14 protein-coding genes are annotated in these 19123 nt (G+C 67.9%); 8 read left to right on the forward strand and 6 right to left on the reverse strand.

The window, feature by feature from the left end; all coding sequences use genetic code 11:
* Positions 1-45: 45 nt before the first annotated feature.
* The 3 genes from ACYVOM_RS03035 to ACYVOM_RS03045 all read right to left on the reverse strand — a co-directional run bounded on the left by ACYVOM_RS03035 (position 46) and on the right by ACYVOM_RS03045 (position 4420).
* Positions 46-393, reverse strand: coding sequence for a nucleotide pyrophosphohydrolase (locus ACYVOM_RS03035; protein ID WP_460301638.1), 348 nt, complete (start codon positions 391-393; stop codon positions 46-48).
* A gap of 23 nt (positions 394-416) precedes the next feature.
* Positions 417-2207, reverse strand: a complete 1791-nt coding sequence (locus tag ACYVOM_RS03040) for a DNA/RNA helicase domain-containing protein (RefSeq protein WP_460301639.1) — start codon at positions 2205-2207, stop codon at positions 417-419.
* Positions 2208-2425: 218 nt separating this feature from the next.
* A complete protein-coding gene (locus ACYVOM_RS03045; protein WP_460301640.1) occupies positions 2426-4420 on the reverse strand; it encodes a DNA/RNA helicase domain-containing protein in 1995 nt (664 codons plus the stop codon).
* A 361-nt stretch (positions 4421-4781) separates the two neighbouring features.
* Here ACYVOM_RS03045 and ACYVOM_RS03050 point away from each other — a divergent pair, with 361 nt between their 5' ends.
* From ACYVOM_RS03050 to ACYVOM_RS03065, 4 genes are all read left to right on the forward strand, one after another.
* Positions 4782-6068, forward strand: a complete 1287-nt coding sequence (locus tag ACYVOM_RS03050) for an AAA family ATPase (protein WP_460301641.1) — start codon at positions 4782-4784, stop codon at positions 6066-6068.
* Complete coding sequence (locus ACYVOM_RS03055; RefSeq protein WP_460301642.1) at positions 6065-7033, forward strand: hypothetical protein; 969 nt, start codon at positions 6065-6067, stop codon at positions 7031-7033. The genes ACYVOM_RS03050 and ACYVOM_RS03055 overlap by 4 nt, the downstream gene beginning before the upstream one ends.
* A gap of 10 nt (positions 7034-7043) precedes the next feature.
* Positions 7044-8774 (forward strand): DUF262 domain-containing protein, encoded by a 1731-nt coding sequence (locus ACYVOM_RS03060; RefSeq protein ID WP_460301643.1) that lies wholly within the window; start codon positions 7044-7046, stop codon positions 8772-8774.
* Between the two features lie 280 nt (positions 8775-9054).
* Positions 9055-10470 carry a hypothetical protein gene (locus ACYVOM_RS03065; RefSeq protein ID WP_460301644.1) on the forward strand — a complete coding sequence of 472 codons (1416 nt, stop codon included), beginning with the start codon at positions 9055-9057 and terminating at the stop codon, positions 10468-10470.
* A gap of 188 nt (positions 10471-10658) precedes the next feature.
* On the opposite strand, the gene ACYVOM_RS03070 is transcribed toward ACYVOM_RS03065, so the two are convergent.
* Positions 10659-10850 (reverse strand): hypothetical protein, encoded by a 192-nt coding sequence (locus ACYVOM_RS03070; protein ID WP_460301645.1) that lies wholly within the window; start codon positions 10848-10850, stop codon positions 10659-10661.
* A complete protein-coding gene (locus ACYVOM_RS03075) occupies positions 10847-11089 on the reverse strand; it encodes a hypothetical protein (protein WP_460301646.1) in 243 nt (80 codons plus the stop codon). The genes ACYVOM_RS03070 and ACYVOM_RS03075 overlap by 4 nt, the downstream gene beginning before the upstream one ends.
* Positions 11090-11409: 320 nt before the next feature.
* On the opposite strand from ACYVOM_RS03075, the gene ACYVOM_RS03080 reads away from it, so the two are divergent.
* Positions 11410-12435 (forward strand): hypothetical protein, encoded by a 1026-nt coding sequence (locus tag ACYVOM_RS03080; protein WP_123661998.1) that lies wholly within the window; start codon positions 11410-11412, stop codon positions 12433-12435.
* Between the two features lie 651 nt (positions 12436-13086).
* On the opposite strand, the gene ACYVOM_RS03085 is transcribed toward ACYVOM_RS03080, so the two are convergent.
* Positions 13087-13317 carry a hypothetical protein gene (locus ACYVOM_RS03085; RefSeq protein WP_460301647.1) on the reverse strand — a complete coding sequence of 77 codons (231 nt, stop codon included), beginning with the start codon at positions 13315-13317 and terminating at the stop codon, positions 13087-13089.
* A 288-nt stretch (positions 13318-13605) separates the two neighbouring features.
* Between ACYVOM_RS03085 and ACYVOM_RS03090 the strand changes: the two genes are divergently transcribed.
* The 3 genes from ACYVOM_RS03090 (at position 13606) to pglW (ending at position 19121) form a co-directional block, all read left to right on the forward strand.
* On the forward strand, positions 13606-14430 hold the full coding sequence (locus tag ACYVOM_RS03090) for a helix-turn-helix domain-containing protein (RefSeq protein ID WP_460301648.1): 825 nt from the start codon (positions 13606-13608) through the stop codon (positions 14428-14430).
* Complete coding sequence (locus ACYVOM_RS03095; RefSeq protein WP_460301649.1) at positions 14427-14621, forward strand: DUF397 domain-containing protein; 195 nt, start codon at positions 14427-14429, stop codon at positions 14619-14621. The genes ACYVOM_RS03090 and ACYVOM_RS03095 overlap by 4 nt, the downstream gene beginning before the upstream one ends.
* A 210-nt stretch (positions 14622-14831) precedes the next feature.
* Positions 14832-19121, forward strand: coding sequence for a BREX system serine/threonine kinase PglW (gene pglW / locus ACYVOM_RS03100; protein ID WP_460301650.1), 4290 nt, complete (start codon positions 14832-14834; stop codon positions 19119-19121).
* Positions 19122-19123 lie beyond the last annotated feature (2 nt).

Raw genomic sequence — 19123 nt, forward strand, 5'->3', positions numbered from 1 at the left:
GTCACGACCGGTGCCGCCCGGCTGCCGGCGCCCTCCCCTCACATTTCACCCTTCGTCGCCGACCCGCCCGTAATGCCCGGCGGCATACCTCTCCTCCACCACATCCGCCTTCTCATGCGCCGCCTGCACAAGATCCACCCCCAGCACGTCGGCGAGCCGCACCAGATGCGAAAACACGTCGGCCATCTCCGATCGCACCGCCGCCGCCTTCTCCGCCTCGTCCATCACCCGCGCCGACTCCTTGGCGCTGAGCCACTGAAACTCCGCCAGCAACTCCCCCGCCTCCCCCGCAAGGGCCATCACAAGGTTCTTGGGCGCGTGGAACCTCTCCCACCCGCGCTCCCGGGTGCTCTCCCGCAACCGCGCCGCCAGCCCCGCCAACTCATCAGCCATCCGCCCAGCGTAGGGCTCTGAACTCAGCCGACGAGCCCGACCAGGAACGCCTGGGTCTCCTCATCCGTCGAGTACAGGACCGTGCCCATCATTCCCCGCGTGAGCAGCACCTTGTAGGTGTGCCGGATCAGCCGGTCGTACTCCTGCGGAGTGGTCGCCTTCTTGAACGCCGGGTCCTTCGTCGCCTCCCGGACCGCCAAGAACCTGCCTCCCCGGACCACGAGATCGGGCCCGAGGATCACGCCGCTCCAGTCGTACTCGAATCCCTGCGCGGTGTAGACGCAGCCCACCTGCCCGAACCCTCCGGGAGCCGTCGCCCACATCGGGCTGGGCGGCGCCATCCCGACCGCCCTGTCCCCCTTGACGTTCCAGGGCCTCTCCCAACCGCCGACACGCACGTCCGGGACGAGTTCGCCGTCGGCGGGGTCGCTCCACGGCCAGCAGTACCCGGCGGTCATCCGCGCCGAGTACCCGGAGTCCAGCTCCCCCTGGAGCCTCTTCTCCATCGCGCCGGGGCTCTCGGCGACCTCGACGTGGAAGTGGTCGTCGCCCTGCCACGGGACCGGCCCGTCGCCGCGCAGCCCGAGCAGCCGCAGCACCCAGTCCTCGTACGCCGCGCTGCCCCCGCAGCGGAACTGCGCGTCCAGCGAGACCTCGTGGACCGTGAACCCCCGTGCCTCCGCGTAGGCCCGGATCTCGGCGGGGCTGCCCAGCTCGCCCGGACGCACGACCTGGTTCTCGTCGAGCAGGAACACCGGGACCCGCGCGACGGCGATCAGCTCGTCGATCTGCGGCCGGTCCGTCCGCAGCGCCGCCTTCGTGTACCGGTTGACCGAGGTCTCCCGGATCCGGTGCGCCTCGTCACAGATGAGCACGTCCAGGGAGTTCTTCTCCGCCGACATGAAGCTGTTGAAGTACTTGAACAGGTCCTTGACCCGCTTCGTCCCCTTCCCGACGTGGTTGCGCAGCGTTGTGGTGAAGGCCGAGGAGCCCGTCGCGTGCAGTGCGGTCCTCCCCTGCCGGAACAGCTCGCCGAGCACCGAGAGCGCGATGACGCTCTTGCCGCTGCCCGGCCCGCCCGTGACCAGCACGACGCGCTTGCTGTCCGCCTGGTGAGCGGCCTTCACGGCGTGCATCACCAGGTCGTAGGCGAGCCGCTGCTCATCCAGCAGAACGAACTGCTCCTGCTTCTTGATCTCCTCCGCCCCGAGCCTCATCAGCTGCTTGGACGGCCGGATGGCGCTCTCCAGCAGGCGGTCTCCCGCACCCGCTCCAGGCGCCTCCGAGAACCGCGTCCTCAGGTACTCCTGGAACGCGCCGCGCCGCGTCTTGGTGAACAGCCGCCCTTCTTCGGACGTGACCTGCCCGAGCAGGTCGAGCACGTCCCCGTCCTCGGCGTTGTGCAGGTAGGCGACGCCCCCCAGCGGCCTGCCCTCGAGCGCCGCGACGAAGCCCCGCAGGTACTCGCAGTACTGCCCCACCTGACGCGAGGGATGCAGCTTCGGCCCGCCCGGCATGCTCTCCACGAGCACGAGCTCATCGTCGCCCTCATAGCACTCGGCACGGCTCCACTGTTTCAGCTCGACCACGACATACGCGTCGTTCCCGTCATGGTCGAGACCAGCCAGCACCACGTCCGCCCGCTTGCTCGTCAGCGGAAGCTGGTACTCCACCAGCATCTCCACCTGCCCGAGCCCCGCGTCCACGAGATCCCGCGCCAGCACCGGCAGGCTCCGATCCCACGACCGCCGCTCCGGCTCCCCCGGATTCACCCGCATCGTCACCCTGAGATGCTCGGTGATCCGCTCACTCAACGCCCGCTCCACCGGAGACGCCAACGCCGCAAGACTCGACGCGGAATGACGGAACGCCGCCACCCGACCCACCCCCGGACAGCACGAATCAACGCGCGGGTGGGGGCATCTCCGGGATCAGGAGATCACACGAAAGCCCGTCGGGCCGCTTGAACGCAGATCAGCCTAGCCCTCTCCCGCCCGGGACCGTCGCGGAAGCTCAGTCGTGGGCTCCCGCCTTAATCCAGCGTTTCGCCGATCAGCTCACGGAGGTACTCACGAGTCTCCCTATCCGTCGAATAGACGACCACCCCACGCAACCCCCTGGTCAGCAGGACGTAGTAGGTGTTGCGGATCAGCTGGTCGAAACGCTCGTCGGACACCTTTTTGGAGCGCACGGTCTTATCCGCGCTCTTCGACCTGTCCGTGACCAGGCAGCCATCACGGGCCACCAGATCGTCGCCGACGATGACTCCGGCCCAGTCGTATTCGAGGCCCTGAGCAGTGTAGACGCATCCGATCTGTTCGAAGCCGCCGTCTGCGCTGGCCCACAGCTGCGAGCGCGGAGCGCTTCCCAGGGTTGCGCCGAGGGGATTGTTCCAGGGACGTCTCCAGTCCCCGATGACGATGTCTTTCGTGAGTTCTCCAACTGGGTTCTTGTCCCAGTCCCAGCAGTAGCCGGCGGCTATACGCGCAGACCTCCCTTCCTCGATCCTCGCGATGAGGAATTTTTCCATCGCATCTGGTGAGGGAGCGAGTTTCACTTCGAAGGATGGGTCGGAACCCCACTTCGTGACGCCCTTACCCGTGCGGGACTCGTGATCCTCATCGCCGAGACCGAGGAGGGCACGGAGCCAATCTTCGAAGGCGCCGCTGCCTCCGCATCTCCACTGATCCCTCAGCTCCATGACCGGATAGAAGCACACGTCCAGAGTCTGTGCGGCATTCTTGATGGCGGTGACGGTACCGTTCTCGTTCGGCCGGATGCTCTGATGATGATCTGTCAGGAAGACCACGACGCGGGCTGCCTTGATAAGCGTCCTGAGCTGGTGCTCATCACTGTTGTAACGGCTCTGGAACTGTATTCGTGTCTTACTTCTCGCGCGGTGGGCCTCATCGACGATGAGCACGTCCAGACGATGGTCTGGATCCACGTACCGATGAAACTTGTTGACAAGCTTCGCATGCCCCTTACGGTTCTTCGCGAGTTCCTTCCGAACGGTCTCGGCCATCGCGCCCGAGCCCGCCGCGAACTCGACGGCGATTCCGCTCCGGGCAAGATTTCCTAGGAGTTCCAGGGCTATCGCCGTCTTCCCCGATCCGGCCCGCCCCACGATGACGACGACGCGGCCGACTCCGTCATCCCCGGCGTTCTGCACCGCTTGCTCCACAGCCTTGTATGCGTCCACCTGCCCGTCGAGCAGGGTGAAGTGGCGCCGATCCGCAATGATGTCGGCCACCATGTCCAGCAGGGAAGGGCTCGGTACAATAGCGCTGTTCAAAAAGCGGTCTCCGACCCTCCACCCCGGGCCCGGCGCGAAAACCTGTCGGAGATAATCGATGAACTCCCCGCGCGTGCTTCCCGTGAAGATGCGCCTGCGCGGCTCCTGAGGACGCCGCAGCAGTGCGTCGACGGTCGAGTTCTGCGCGTTGTGCAGGTAGACCACGCCGTGGACGATCTCCGGCCTCCCGCGAGCCATCTCCACGTAGTTGATGATCGTCTCGCAGTAGCCCTCCAGCTGGTCCAAGGGATGTGCCTTCGGCCTCGGCATCCCCGGTACGACGAAAAGCTCCGACGTGCGGGGGTATGCGTCGGCCTGCACACCGGCAGGGGTCTCAGCTTCCCCTACGTCCTCGGAGACACCCGGAAGGTCGCCCTCTTCCCAGTCGCCCTCTTCGAGGAGAGCGTCGTCCTCATACGCGGTGGCGGCACTCCACTGCTTCAGCTCCACGATCATCAGTACGTCGTTTCCTTGCGCATCGGTGCCCGCGAGCACCACATCCGCCTGGCTGCCCTTGTTCGTGGGCATCACGTACTCGACGATCATCTCGAGGTCGCTCAGACCAGCATCCATCAGCTCTCGTGCGAGGGCCGACAGACTCGAGACCCAGGTCTCCCTCTGCTTGTCGGTGGCGGTCTTCCCCGTCGCCTCCTTGTAGTGGTCGGCCAGCTCTTGCTTGAAACCCGTCTTCGATATCGAGGAGCTGGTCAGCTCCTCCCTGAGCGTTCGCACGGTGCTTCGCCGTGCACAACGAGGGGTCTGGGACACCAACACCTCACAAAGGAAGCCTGCATTCACCCTGATCCAAGTAGATCACGACATATCGTGCATGTTCCATTTGTGCCCGCCTCGATACCACCGAAGCCACTCCACCCACAAATACGGATGAGCCATAGTTTGCGTTAATAACGAGCGAATCGACAGCTATCGTGCGAAACACGCCCGCAGTCTGGTGACGACCGCGTATATCGCCGCTCTGAGGTTCGGCAACCTCCTTGGCAGAGCGCTACACGCACCGAACTGAGCCCTGCCACCTGTCCGGAACGTCGGCAAACGCAATACAGCCGAGGTTCTCTCGCGTTACGGTGGCGGGATGGCGCTGTTGCGGATGGCCGTCGAGAACTACCGGTGCTTCAAGGAGAGGCAGGAGCTCGACCTGCGGCCGATCACCCTGATCCTGGGGAAGAACAACTCGGGCAAGAGCGCGCTGACCCGGCTGCCGCTGCTGCTGGAGACCGGTCTTCGCACTGACTCGACGTTGCCGCTGGACCTCGATCAGCTCGGGGACGATCCACCCGATTTCCTCGACCTCGTCTACGGGCGGAACCCGCACCGGTCTCTGAACCTGGGCTTCACGTCCTCCTATGGCGACTCCGTCTTCGACGTACGGGCGACGGTTCAGAACATCGATGAGAAGCGGACTCAGTTCGTCAAGAACCTCTCCGTAAGCGACGGTGCGCAGATGATGGCCCTCTCCTGGACCGGGGACTTCACGCCGCGTAAGTACGCGGTCTCCGGAGGGGGTATCCGTGCCGGAGCCGAAATGGAGATCGGCTTTCGGGGGCTGCTCCCGGCAGCGCAGGTCTTTCCCGACCTCGATGAGACGGTCTCGCGAGCGAGAAGGCCCGACCGAAGGATCGGCGTCCAGGCGATGATCCGCGGGACACGGATGTCCGTGGGGGCCGCACAGTATCTCGGCCCCTATCGGGCGCGGCCCTCCCGGCTCACGCGCCTGCCGTCGCGCTTGGCCGCGCAGGTGGGCACGGCGGGGGAGAACGCGGCCGGGATGCTGGTCAATGACCATGTCAGGCGTGACGGCAGCCTGCTGCACGAGGTGAACGAACTGCTGCGCGGCGGACTCGGCGAATGGCGCGTCGAGGTCGAACCGCAGGGTCCGCTCTATGCGGTGGTCTTGCAGTCAACGGTCAATCCGGAGGTGACGGTCAACCTGGTCGACTCGGGCACGGGAGTCGCCCAGGTGCTGCCGCTGGTCGTCCAGCAGGCACAGCACTCGCTTCGTTCGGACGGCGAGGGGCCGCTCCAGATCATCGAGGAACCAGAACTCCATCTGCATCCGGCCTTCCACGCCCTGCTCGGCGACCTGTTCCTCGAGGGGATACAGCGCGGCGGACGCTTCCTGGTCGAGACGCACAGCGAGACGCTGCTCCTGCGGTTGCGCCGCCGCATCGCGGAAGGCCTGCTGGCCTCCAGCGACCTGGCCGTCTACTTCGTGGAACACGACGACGGATCGTCACGCGCACGGCGCATCCACGTGGACGAGTACGGCGATCTCGACTACTGGCCGGATGATGTCTTCTCCGAGGACTTCACCGAAACGAAGAAACTGGTCCAGGCCCAGTTGAAGCGGGAGGAGGCATGAGAGTCGAGGTCGCCTCGGACGCCTTCGCGGGCGGAGGCTTCGAGGACGTCATCACCCTGATGCGTTATTTCTCTGAAGACCGCCACACCTGGGTCGTCGATCCGGACCAGCTTCCAGCGGTGGAGCGGTTCTTCCGCGAGCACACCCCCTCGAAAGCGCAGACCTACACGCGGTTGGCGCGCGGAGCCTCCGTTTCCGGACGTGCGTGGACGTCGAGGCGTCGGACGAGGTCGGAGACGGTCCAGGTCACCGGCTCCGACCTTGCCGAGCACACGGCGGATCTGGGCCGATCCGCCAAAGTGGTGGTCGAGAACGGCGACGCGGACAGGGCGTTCATCATGGCCGTCGCCCGGGTCTTCGGGCACGAGCGGGTGACCGAGGCGTTCGAGCGCGCATGGCTGGAGTTCACGCACAGCGGCGGTGGCGGAGATCTGCCCAAGCGCGCCGTCCATGAGGCGAGCAGGTTCCACCTCCTGCACAGGGTCGTATTCGTTCTGGACGGCGACCGAATGACCCCCGAGGAGCATTCGAAGCACGAGGCGGTCGCCAAGAGACTCCGCAGGAGAAAGATCGAGGGACACATCTTGAACCGCCGTGAGGTGGAGAACTACATCCCGACGAAGGTGCTCGCGGCGGTGAACGGGCGGCGTCCGGCGGTCACGGCGAAGGTCGCCCACCTGAAAACTCTCATCCCCAAGCAGCGGGCGCACTTCGACATCAAGAACGGCTTCACTGACAAGAGAACGAAGGAGGCCGTAGTCCCCACCGTCCAAGCCGAACTCTTCGCAGCGCTCTCGCCCGCGACGGTCAAGGGACTCAAGGAGGGCTTCGGGGAGGGGCTGCCGCAGCTTCTCGAACGTGAGGCGGAGGCCGGGAACGTGAAAGAGTCGGATTTCGCGGCGCTCGGCCCCGAGGTGTGCGAAGAGCTGAAGGCGCTGCTTGCCCTGATCGACCAGATCATCTAGGAAAGACGCTATGACCACCGACGCGGACGAGCACGGCCTCACCGGTCCGGAGAACCTCACTTCCAGCGGCGGCGGCCAGCTTCGCGTTCAGCCCGAGGTGAATCTGCTCGAGGCCTTCCTCGACGAGGTGCACGCCGGCCAGTTGCGGGTCCCGAAGTTCCAGCGGCCGTTCGTGTGGCGGCCCGAGCAGATGCTCGACCTCTTCGACAGCATCGAGCGCGGCTACCCGATCGGCAGCGTCCTGCTGTGGAAGACGAACCTTGAGCTGGAGAGCCTGAAGCAGGTCGGCGGCCTGCGCGTCCCGGAGTCCTCGGGCTCCGACCTGACCTACGTCCTCGACGGCCACCAGCGCCTCTCGACGATGTACTCCTGCCTCTACCGCCGCGGCGACGACGGCGAGGAGGGCCCGGACGACTGGAAGTGGCGCGTGTACCGGGTGCTCGGCGCGGGCGACACCCGCGCGAACCGCTACGTCCACTGGCGCAAGGCCGCCGCACCGCCGGACAACTACCTGCCGATGCGCTCGGTCCTGAAGACCCTGGACTTCCTGTCCTACGCGCGGCGCCTCGGCGACAGCCGCAAGGGCCCGGCGTTCGACGCGCTCATCGAGGAGGCCGAGCAGGTCGCGCAGCGGATCAAGTCGTACAAGATCTCGGTGGTGAAGCTGCTCGGCGGTGATCTCTCGCAGGCCGTCGAGGTGTTCTCCCGGGTCAACAGCAAGGGCCAGGAGATGAGCCCGGACCAGATGGTCTCGGCTCTCACCTACGCGGGAGGCTCGACCACGCTGGCCGACAGCATCGACGGCATCCTGGAGCGGATCGAGGGCGAGGGCTTCGGCCGGATCAACTCGACGACCGGGTTCCGGGCGCTGCTGGCGGTCGCGGGAGAGGAGGAGGTGACAGGCGCTCGCTGGGACGTCTTGGCCCGCCGCGTCGAGGGCAAGATCGAGCGCGCCGTGCGCGACACGGACGAGGCCCTGTCCCGGGCCGTCGCCTTCCTGCGGACCGATGTGGGCGTTCCGCTCGCGCGGCTCGTCCCGTATCCGAACGCGCAGCTCATGCTGCTCGCCCAGTTCTTCCACCTGTGCCCGGAGCCGACGACGGAGCAGCGCGACATCCTCGTCCGCTGGTTCTGGATCACCTCGTGGTCGGGCCACTTCGCGAGCGTGAACTCCACGACGAGCCGCCAGTCCATCCAGGACATGTGGGCGTTCGCCGAGGGCCAGATGCGCTTGGCGGACTTCGAGGGCTCCCAAGGCATGTTCGACTTCGCCGACCAGCGCCCCCGTCCGTTCCCTGAACGGTTCGACCTGCGCAGCGCCCGCGTCCGCGCGTACGTGGTGTGGGAGATGAACACCTACCCGATCCGCCGTTCCCTCAACGGCCGTGAGTACTCGGCCGTGGACGTCATCCGCGACCACGACACCGCCGGCTTCCGCAAGCTCGTCTCCGTCTCCGGACTGACGAACGGCCCCAGCCCCGGCAACCGCGCCATCCTTGAGACCAACACGTTCGCCGTCCCGACCGGTCAGTTCCTCCAGCGGAGCCTGCGCCTGGCCGCCGAAGACGGCATCGTCGGCATGTCCCCCGACGCCCTGGCCCTCTACGAGTCCGGCGCGATCGAGGAGTTCGTCTCCCTGCGCGCCTCCCGCCTCGCCGAGCAGGAACTCGCGTTCATCAACCGGATGGGCGTCGTGATCCCCGCCCAACGCGCTGCAGAACCCGACATCGACACCGAGTGATCCGCTGTCTCTCACCCCGACACGCTTCGCAATTCTCCGTATAAGCCCGCAGAAGGACCGGTCTGCGCTTGAATCACGGGACGGGCGAACGAGGGAGAGGGCACATATGCGGGACGCTTCGGACTCTATGGTCTTGGTGGAGGTGGTCCCCGGGGTCGTCGTGCCCTTCGGCGAGCTCCCTGCGGAACTCGAACTCGACCTGCTCGACTCCTGGCTCGCGCCGACCTCCGATCGTGCTCGGATCTCCGCTGTCCTGTCCTCGATCGGGAACACGGCAGCCGTGGCCGGAAACCTCGCGACGGCGGTCGCCAGCGCGCAGGGTCTGTACAGGATCGGCGGCGTGACCCAATCGCTGCTGAACTCCGGCGCGACGCTCGCCGTCAAGGACGGCGCGAACCTCGGCGCGGTGATGCTCAACGGCCGAGTCATCGCGCAGGCCCGCTTCGTCCCGGTGACCGCGGTGAGCGCCGCACAGGCCGCGACCGCGCTCGGGCCCGCGCTGGCCATGGTCGCCCTGCAGATGCAGTTGAGTGAGATCACCGGCCTGGTCAAGACCAACATCGCGCTGACGAGCCGGGTGCTCGCCGAGATCCGTATCGGGCAATGGGCCGAGCTCATGGCGCTCGTGACCACAATCGACCAGGCCATCGACAGGGCTCGGGAGATCGAATCGGTCACGACGTCCGAGTGGGAGAAGATAGCGGGCAGCGAAACGGCACTGATCGCGCAGCGCAAGCAGTATCGGCTGAAAGTCGGTGAGCACCTCCGGCAGATCCACGGGGTCGACGCGGCCGGCCGCCGTGTGTATCTCGAGGCCAACGCCGAGGCGATCGTCTTCGACGCGAACGCTCTTCTGTCCTCCCTCAAGGCGTGGATCGGCTACCAGGCGCTCCACGCCGCAAGGGCACGAGACTCCGTGGACGTCAAGGAGGCTCGACTCGTCGACGTCATCCTGCGCGACACTCGTGCGGAGTTCGAGGTCGCCCTGCCCGAGACGAAGAGACTCGTCAACTCCTTGACCAGGGAGCTGCGCATCATCGCCGAGCTCTCCGGACGCGACACGCTCTCCATGCCGAGCAAGCGGAAGGACTCGGCGGCTGCCCGTCATGCCGCGGCCCGTCTCCTCGAGGCCATCGAGCCCCTTTCCGATGTCCTCCGTCCTCCGGCGTCACCACTCGAGGCGCCGGACGTCGTCTGCGCGCCGGAATCCCTGGGTCTTGAGCCGTACCTGCGCGTCCTGCGCTGGTTCCTCGACGACGGTGAGACCGTTCGCGTCCTCGGATTCCCCGAGCAACTCGACGCACTCGGCCCCGTCTCGGCGATCCTCAGCGGCGCGAAGGAGAAGGTGGCGGCGGCGCGGGACAAGGGAGCGGCGAGGACGCTGGTCGCCATCACCGATCGCCGCATCATCACGGCCAAGGCGAGCGCGTTCCTCGAGCAGGGCGAACTCCGCGAGGACATCCCGCTCGACCAGGTGCGCTACGTCAGATCAGCCGCCGCGCAGGACAAAGGCGGGCGTCGCACGATCGACCCCATCACACGGGACGAGAACATCCGTTGGCTCTTCCCCACCGACGTCGAGGGCACCCAGGTGGACGCATTCGCCGCCGTGCTCGCCGAGTCGATGATGATCCCGGAGGTCGAGCGCAAGGCGCTCCAACAGCGGCATCTCGCTTCCATCGAAGCCGGAGGGTAGGACGAGGTCGGGCGAGATCGGGAGGAAGCCGACCTCGCCAAGTGAGCCTAAGCCGCAACTGACGTAGGAGCCGGCATCGGGCGTCGGCTGCCCAGCGGGCCTTGCGCGGAGCAGCCGAGCTGAGATGAGCGGGTCGGGCACTCGCTGGATCGCCGCTGTCCTGTAAGGCTGGCGTGGGTTGCCTCGGGTCAGGGCTGCGGCGGTGCTCCGCCTTGGTCATTGTCGTCGCGGCGGGCGGCGAGGGGGATACAGATGAAGGGTGTGGCGACCGTGATGGTCGTCAGGAGCGCTTCGGGCCAGGTGGCGCCGTTCATCAGGGCGAGGAAGAAGCCGCCGGCAGTGGCGGCCGTGCCGATCGCGGTGAAGGCGCGGCCGTTCATCGCGTGGCCGCGTCGGGTTCGAGGTGCGGGTCGGCCCAGAAAGCGATGAGCTGTTCCTCGGTGAGGTCCTCACACGGGCCGGGCGGCAGGGTCCGGCCGGTACGGACCTCGCGGTCGGCGATGAGCAGCATCAGCAGGTTGTGGTCGGGGCCGTCGGCCGGCCGGGGTCGGCGCACGGGCGGCTCGGCTCGTCGGTGTGCTCGGCCCAGGGCCGCGCACAGCGTGGACATGGTGGTCATGGCCCCAACCTTTGCCCGCCTCAGGCTCAGGCCACCATGCCCTCGGCAGCGTCCGGCAGATCCCGGCAGATCCTTCGCGCATGCGAGCAGCGGCGAACATGAAGGCGTTTTCACGGGATCTGCCGGGATCTGCTGGAGTTTGCCGGGATCGGCCATCCGGCCCTGACGGCTTGATCCGCGATGGTGAAATGCCTGTTACGGGGCGACGTCACCGGAAGCGCGCACTATGCGCAGTTCTCCGGGGCCGCCTCTGTCAGGAAGGGCCGGTGGCCGTGGCCCCGTCCTTCTCGGGTGGCCGTTGATCAAGACAGGTGGGGGCCTTGTATGAAGGTGATCGCGCGGGAGAAGCCGATCCCGTCGCCGCGTTCGTCGCCCGGCTGAACCGCGCGCTGCTGTCCGCGGACATCTCCAATACCTCCGAGCTCGCCCGGCTCGCCGCCCGCCTCCTGGCCAAAGGCGAAATCAGCACTTCGCTGGCGCGCTCCACCGTCGACGACCACCTCAAGGGCAATCGGGCGGGCCTGCCCGACTGGAAGCTGGTCCGGGCGATCGTCCGGGTCTGCCGCGCCACCGCAACCCCAGAAGGGCTCGCCGAGATCGGCACCGAGCGTCAGTGGGGTGACTGGTACGCCGCCGCCCAGCAGGACCTCCAGCGAGCCCGCCGCGCGCCCCGTCCCGGATCCCCGCCCAGGCCCGTGCATGACGTGCTGCCGGCGCCGGTCACCGAGTCCGGCCCGCTCGACGGCGACGCCCTCGATGACGCCTTCGCCATCTACGCCGGTGGCGACGGTGAACACGACGACCGCCTTCTCGCCGCCTGGCCCCAGGGCGCCTCGACATGGCCACCCGACGACCAGCTCCAGCCTCCGCCCGGACCCTCCCTGGCGGAGTACATCGTCATGTCCCCGGCCCGCTTCGAACGCGAGGTCGCCGAACTGTACGGAGACGAAGACCTGCGCTACGGGCTCGTCCCCCTGCCCACCGCCGACTTCGACCAGATCGCCGCGGACTGGATGACCGCCCAGTACGGCCGTACCGGCGGACGCCTCTACCGCCAAGCCGTCGCCACTTCCCCGGAACGGCCCCGCAGCGCCTACCTCATCGCCGTCCTGCTCGGCTGCGACGGCTTCACCCGACATTCCACCGCCTGGCTCTCGATCGCAGCACGAGCGGGCTACCAGCGCGCCATCGAACTCGCCACCTACCCCGACCTCACCCTCGGATGCAGCATCACCGCCCACCTCATCGGCAACGAGTACGAGCGACGCCCCCAGACCGCCCGTATCTCCCACGTCTTCTTCCAAGCCTCCAGCCGCGCAGCGTCGACGGCCCAGAAGACCTCATAGCCGGTCTTGGCACCGACACGGCGGTCAATGCGCGGACGCCGGCGATCGTCCGATCCACTAGCGATCATGACGCTGACAAGGTGACTGAACCTGCGGACTGGAGGAAGCCGGAGTTCCGGGCTTCAGCCGCCGCCTGTCGCCGAGGCCGCCCCGCCGGGAGTCGGGGGTGCGGCCTAGGCTTTGCGGCGTGTCAGGCGGCCAGGGTTCGGCGTCGGCCGGGGCCGGGAGCGGTGGACGGGTGGGGGGCCGGGTGCGCGGGGCAGACGGGCCTGGGCGAGCTGCTTGAGCAGGGCGGGGACGTCAGGTCGGGTCGGGTGATCAGGGGTGATGGGGCCCGGGTGGGTGGGACGGTCCGCGTGGTCGCGGGTGCCGGGAGCGAGCGGCTCCGGAGTGTCGGGGCGACCAGACGATCTCCCGGGTGTGGTGGGCGGGCGGGAACGGGCGGGACGAGGGCGGGTGGAGATTCCTCAGGATGTGCTGGTGCGGACCGGGGGGTCTCGGCGGTGGGGGCGAGGAGTTTCGGTGCTTCGGGAAGGTGGTGGTGGCGGCCCTTGGGGGTGAGGCGGTCACGGATCGCGCAGGTGATCAGGAGGAGGGCCAGGACGAGGACGTAGGAGGTGAGGAGGAAGGTGCCGAGGAGGCCGTAGGGGATCACAGGGTGTCCTCGATGGCGTGCTGGGCGGTGAGGGCGGCGGTGAGTTCGTCGGGGGTGTCTTCGATGAGGGTCATGTGGAGGCCTGCAACGAGTTCGGCGTCGGTGAGGCCGAATCTGTCCCAGCGGGTCGCCATGAGGGAGGTGCCCTCGGCCGTGGGACGGATTCTCCAGGTGGGGTAGTTCTTGCGCAGAATGTCCCAATCAATGGGCGGCAGCGGCTTGGACATTTCCATCTCCCTATCGGCTGGATTCGATGGAGACCAGACTGCACACATACGACTACGCATCGCATTCAACCTGGCGAAGGAGTTTTCCTCCCGAACTACACCCAGACCCGGTTTCATTCAGCCTCGACGAAACCGGGCCCGGGTTTCATCTGACGGTGGAGGAGCGCATGGTAGCGAGATGTCGGAATTCTCGGTAATCACTGCACGGGCCGCGCTACGTTTGACCAGCGAGCCAGAAACCCTGCTCCGAACTGGCGGATCGTCAAGATAAGAACTTCGGGAGACCCCATGCCCGCGCAGAGCCAGAGCATCTCGTCGCCTACCATCCGTGCGTTCTCCAACGAACTGCGAGCAAGGCGGGAGGCCGCTGCCCTGTCGAAGACCGAGCTGGCCCGTCTACTTTCCTACAGCCCCCAGTACATCGGCCAGGTAGAGGAGAGCAAGAACTGGCCTTCTCGCAAGTTCTCGGAGGTATGCGACAGTCAATTTGGGACCGATGGACTGTTCCTACGCCTATGGAATATTCTGGACGAGACACGCAATGCCGTGGCTCTGCCGCCGGGCTTCCCCGAGTACCTGGAGCGGGAGCGCCAGGCCAACACCATCCGAATCTACAGCGCCCTTCTGATAGCAGGCCTGTTCCAAACCCAGAAGACCATCGAGGGCATCGTGCGCGGCACGGCAGATGAGAAGACCGCCGACGAACTCGTGCAACGACGACTCCAGCGGCAGCGGGACATCTTCGAACAGCAGGACGTGCCAGAAATCTTCTTGTTGCTCCACGGGTCTGCACTTGAGCAGAACATCGGCGACAGAGGCGCTCAGCGGGAGCAACTCCACCACCTGATCACCATGGCGGCTCATCCCCACATCATGATCCAGCTCATCCCTCGTGGGAGCGGCTACCACCCTGGCCTGGCCGGCAGCTTCACTCTCCTCGGCTTCGGGGATGGGTCCCAAGCGGCCTATATCGAATCAGCGGGTATGGGCATATTTGTTGAGGATCAAGCACGTACTGCCACTTTCGCCACGAGGTACGACAAGATCAGAGGGCACGCTTACACCGAGCGCGAATCACTGTCGCGGCTCCAGAAGCTGATGGAGGAACTGTGAAGGGCGAGATCGTTGCCACCCAGTGGCGCAAGAGCAGCTACAGCGCGCACGAGGGTGGCGAGTGCATCGAGGTCGCCACCTCCGCTTCGGGCGTCGCGGTCCGCGACTCCAAGAACCCCGCCAGACATGCGCACCGATTCTCCAGGACAGCCTTCGCCGACCTGCTAGAGGGCATCAGGGAGCGCTACTGAGGCAAGCCACCTCGGCTTACGGCCGGGTCGGTGGGTGGTCTGCGGGCCGCCGTTTATAACGATCTCCAGAGAATTTCCCTATGATCTTGATCTCTTTCCTCTACTCACCCGCATGAGGGGTAGCCTGCTCGTTCGGGCAGAAGGACGGGGCGAGGAGAGACGCGGGTGGCATCCGGTGGTCGTAGGCCTGTTCCCCAGCCGCCGCGGGAAGTGCGGCGGTGGTTCCAGGAGCGGCCTTCGGAGCATCCGCATGAGCAGGAGGCCCTGGACTACGTCCGTGGGCTGATGCCCAAGAACGAGCCGTACCGGGCCTGGGCGACGTTCACCTTCACCGCCCGGTCCGGCCGGGTCAACGAGTGCGATCTCCTTCTCGCCTCTCCCAGCGGCCTGCACCTTGTGGAGTTCAAGGCGCACCCCGGCCGGGTGGTCAACTCGGGGCAGACCTGGCGGTTCCACACCCGGGACCGCCGCATCCTGACCCTTACCAACCCGCTGCACCTGACCGACCGCAAGTCCAAGGAGCTGCGCAGCCAGCTCCAGTGGGCGGCCCGTGAGCTGGGTCTCAACGTGCCGATTCCGCGGGTCGAGCCGTCGGTGTTCCTCACCGACGACCGCCTCGTGTGCGAGCTGGACGCCGCCCAGCGCCCCGCCGTCTACGGTCGGTATGCCGAGTCCGGCCTTCCCTCGTTCGAGCAGGGCATCCTGCTCGCCTCCAAGCCGCAGCCGCTCGACGCCCGGTTCTCCCAGCATCTGCCGAAGCTCCTGGAGAAGATCGGCATCTCCCAGTCGCAGCGGCACCTGCGCTACGGCGACGCCGACGACTGGAAGCTGGAGCCCACCCCGCTCGACTCCGGCCCCACCTGGGAGGACAGGCTCGCCCGCAAGTCCGGCCTCGTTGAAGAAGAAGGCCGCGTCCGGATCTACCTGGTCCCGCAGAGTTCCTCCGATGAGGCGCGGGCCTCGGTGCACCGTGCGGCGCTGCGCGAGTACCAGGTGCTCCAGGGGATCACCCACCCCGGCATCGCCCAGGCCGTCGACCTGCGCGAGCACCTCGGCGGGTCCGCCATCCTCTTCCGTCACGGGTCCGATGACCTCCGCCTGGACACCTACCTCGACGTGCACGGCGCGAACCTGGCGCCTGAGACGCGGATCGGCATGATCCACCAGCTCGCAGAGGCCCTCCGGTACGCGCACGGCCGCTCCCTCTACCACCGCGCCCTGTCCGCCCGCTCCGTCTACGTCTCGGCCAAGGCCGACGGCACCAGGCCGCAGCTCCGGATCATCGACTGGCAGACCGCGGCCCGCGACTTCGACACCTCCTCCGGCCGGAGCCTGGGCAACAGCCCGGCCGCCGCCGACCACATCGAGGACTCCGCCCAGCTCTACCTCGCCCCGGAGTTCGACGGCCGCTACCCCGACCCTGTCGAACTCGACATGTTCGGCCTCGGCGCCCTCTCCTACCTGATCCTCACCGGCCTTCCCCCTGCCCACGACCGGGCGACCCTCCTGGACCTGCTCAAGGACGGCGGCCTGCGCCCGTCCGGCGTGGCCGACGGCGTGTCCACCGAGCTCGACCAGCTCGTCCACGACGCCACGCTCGGCGACGTCACCAAGCGGATCGAGTCCGCCGACAGGTTCCTCAAGCAGCTCGACGCCGCGACCCGGCGGGCCGAGGAAGAGGCTCCGGTCCAGGCAGACCCGCTGAGCGCGGTCCCCGGCAACGTGATCCGGATCGACGGGCACAAGGCGTGGACGGTCGAGCGCGTCCTCGGCACGGGATCGACCGGGCGCGCCCTCCTCGTCTCCTGCGAGACCGAGGACGAGGAAGGGGAGCGCGACACCGACCGGCGCGTGCTCAAGGTCGCCGTCGACGAGAACGTCGCGGCCGACCAGCTCCGCAAGGAGGCGCAGATCCTCGCCAAGGTCGGCGGCGGACCGATCATCCGGCTCCTGGACGGGCCGCAGACCCTCGCCGGCCGTACCGTCCTCGACCTGGAGTACGCCGGCGAGCAGTCGCTGCGCGCCTGGCTCGACACCGACGGCAAGCTCTCCTACCACTACCTGTCGCGCTTCGGCGAGGACCTGTTCCGGGCCCTCGACCAGCTCGCCGGCAAGGGCGTGCGGCACCGCGACCTGAAGCCCGAGAACCTCGGCGTGTTCCAGCGGGTCGACCGCAACCGCGAGCTGAAGCTCTTCGACTTCTCCCACGCCGCGGCCTCCGACCAGGACACCCGTACCGGCACCCGCGGCTACCTCGACCCGTTCCTCGGCACGATCAGCCGCCCGGCGTTCGACGACCACGCCGAACGGTACGCCGCCGCCGTCACACTGCACGAGATGGCCACCAAGGAGCGCCCGGTCTGGGGCGACGGCCAGACCAGCCCGGCCGTCACCGGCGACGACCACCCCAAGGTCGCCGCCGAGCTGTTCGAGCCCGCGCTGCGCGACGGGCTCACCGCCTTCTTCCAGCGGGCCATGCACCGGGACGTCGCCCAGCGGTTCGACACGCTGCGCATGATGGAGGACGCCTGGCGCGAGGTGTTCCGGGCCGCGGACGCGATGGCCCCGATCGGCTCCGAGGCCTCCGGCGCCACCCTCGAGGACCAGCGCGAGGCCGCCGCCGAGGCCGCGACCCTCGACACGAACCTCCGGGCGTCCGGGCTGTCGCCCAGGGCGGTGTCCCTCGCCGACTCCTTCGGCGCCTCGACCGTCCGGGAACTGCTGGCCATCCCGCCGCACGAACTGTCCCGGGCCCGAGGCGCGGGCCGCAACATGCGGCGCGAGCTGCTCCAGCGCCGCCGCCAGTGGGAGCCTCTGCTCACCGGCCCCGTCGAACCGCCTCCTGCCCCTGAGGGTGCGACCGATCAGCTCACCGGGTACGAGGGGCGCCTGGGGATCGACGTGCTCGCGCGGCTCGTCGCCCCGCCCGCCGGGAGGCGCGGCGCGAAGGGGTACAAGGCCGTCCTGTGGACCCTCGGCCTTCCCGCCGACGACGAGCCCGCTCCCCCGGTCTGGCCCGCCGCCCGGCTGCTCGCCGACCGGTTCGAGATGACCACCCAGGCCGTTTACAACGCCCTGTCCAAGAGCGCCGGGACTTGGTTTGCAGCACCGTGGCTGGCGAACGTCCGCGACGAACTCGTCGCGGTCCTCGCCAGGAACGGCGGCGTGATGACCGCCGGACAGCTCACCGCGGCGTTCCGGGCGGCCCGCGGCGGTGTAGAGGGCACCCAGGAGCAGGCGCTCGCCCGCGCCACGACCGTGATGCGGGCCGCGATCCTCGCCGAGACGTGGAACGGGCGGCCCGAGGAGGACGAGCCCCGGCTCACCTACACACGGGCCCGCGACGAGATCTTCGTGAGCCTGGAGTCCCTGCCGGGCACCGACGACCCGACCCCGAGCGAACTGGTCGAGTACGCGCTCGCCCTCGGCGCGGCCGCCGACCTGCTCGCCGACGCCGATCCGCTGCCGGGACGCTCGGAGGTCATGGCCGCGCTGCGCCTGGTCGACCCGCCCGAGGGTCTCGACGCCTTCCCGGACGAGCGCCTGCTGGCGCTGGCCGCCTCCGCCTCGCGCTCCGCCGTCGCCTCCCCCCGGCTCGACCTGTACCCGCGCGACCTCGACCTGGTGCGGGCGCTGCGGATCTCGCAGGCCGCCGCCGGCGCGGCCCACGACCGCGGCATCGGGGTGGCCGTGCTGCTGGAGCGGCTGCGCGCCAGGTTCCCCGACCTCGCCGCCCTGGAGCCCGCCCCCACCTACGTCGAGCTGCAGGACGCGCTCCGCGACGCGGGCTTCCCCTACACCTACGACGCGAGCACCAAGGAGTTCCGGCCGCCCGCGCCGGCGCCGCACCCGTCGTCCACCGCGACGGGCATGTTCACCTTCACGCCCGGCGACGGCACGGCCGAGCAGCCCGCGCACCGCAGCGAGCTGAACCTCAGGCGAGCGCTCGACGAGGGCGGGTTCGTGGCGCTGACCATCGCGCAGAAGAAGGTGCCCGGCACGGTCGAGCGGCTCGGGCTCACCCACCCGGTGCGCGTGGTGGACGTCACCGCGGTCTTCCTGCGGGAGCTGCGCGGACTCGCGGCCGAGCAGGGGACCGACTTTGCCGGCCTGCTGCGCGCCGACGACAAGTACGGGCGCACTCGCACGATGCCTCCCGGCCTGGCCTCGTACGTGAAGCTCGCCTGGGAGCGTGCCGTGACGACTATCACTGAGCTGGGCGCGGACCCGAAGACCGTCCTGCTGCTGCACAACGCGGGCCTCCTCGCCCGGTACGCGGCCGACGGCGGCCATTCGGCTCTCGTAACGCTTCAGCAGGCCGCTCGCCGTCCGGAGACGGCACCTCACGGAATGTGGCTGCTGTGCCCCTCACAGGCGCCCAAGAACAGCCCTACGCTGGACGGAATGACGGTCGAGGCCATCGGCTCGGCCGAATGGTCGGTCCTCGACACCTCCTACCTCGACGCCCTCGCATCCCGCGACTCCCTCGGAAAGGCCTGAGC

The organism is Actinocorallia aurea, assembly GCF_054783995.1.